Below are 1,003 nucleotides of genomic sequence, written 5' to 3' on the forward strand. Positions count from 1 at the left end.
TCGATGGTTCCGGTGGCACCCATGTTGTCTGGGATCATACCATCGATGGCGACGAGGTCTTCGAGCGTGATCCAGCGCCCGGCTTCGGGGTTGACGAAGAAGTCGCCGTAGTAGAGCGGCCCGTTCGAGTCGACGTTCTGCAGGGTGAGGTTGGTACCGCTGGACGCGTCCTGAAGGTAGGACGTCTGGATGTTGTCGTAACTCTGGCCGTCGACCATCACCTTGGTTGCCTTGCTGCCCTCGTCGGACAGGTTGATCACGGTGTTGTTGCGCGCCACGACATTGGTGCCACTCGTGAGCGTAACGCCGTGGATCATACCGGTGACGATCACGTTCTGCTCGATCAGAACGTTGGTGTAATGGGCGTCATCCATGAAGATACCCTGCACATCGCCGCGCGTTCCCGGCAGGCTGACGTTGCCGCGGATCACGATGTCGCTGGAATCATTGCCCTGGAACTGGATGAAGTCGAGATGTGAACCGGCTTCGGGATAGATGTGGCGCGCGCCCATGTTGCCTTCGATCAGCACGCCATGCACGCTGATGAACTTGAGACTGTCCGATCCGGTATAGTCTATGGTGTTGCCGCTGACCGTGAGGTCTTCGGCATTGTAGAAGGTCCCTCCGATCTTGACGTCGTGGACGTAGTTTCCGGAGAAAGTGACGTCGGTGACGTCCTTGGTATAGAGTCCGTAGTGGCCGGTGTAGGTGCCGTCGACCTTGCCGTTGACCTCCGAATTGAGGAACTGGACATGGTTGCTGCCTTCAGTCACCGAGACGATGGATGAGGCGCTACTGCCGTTGCTTGGATTGTCGACATGCACGTTGTCGATCCGCAGATAGTCTGTATCGCGGATCTTCACCTGATCGAAGACCGCGCCGAGAGGCTCCTCGGAGACCAGGGTGACATAGCTGGAGAAGGATTTTCCCGAGATGTCGAGCGAGCCGTAGTCCCCGCTCTTCATCACGATCGTCTCTCCGCCCTTCGCAGACGAAAGCGCGG

General features: G+C 58.2%; 1 protein-coding gene. It reads right to left on the minus strand.

From position 1 onward, the window contains the following. Positions 1-1,003: right-handed parallel beta-helix repeat-containing protein (locus tag NUW50_RS21320; protein WP_258291210.1), on the minus strand; the 1,003-nt coding region annotated here is incomplete at both ends.

It is taken from the genome of Frigidibacter sp. ROC022 (assembly GCF_024723735.1).
In the GTDB taxonomy this organism is placed as follows: domain Bacteria; phylum Pseudomonadota; class Alphaproteobacteria; order Rhodobacterales; family Rhodobacteraceae; genus SLM-1.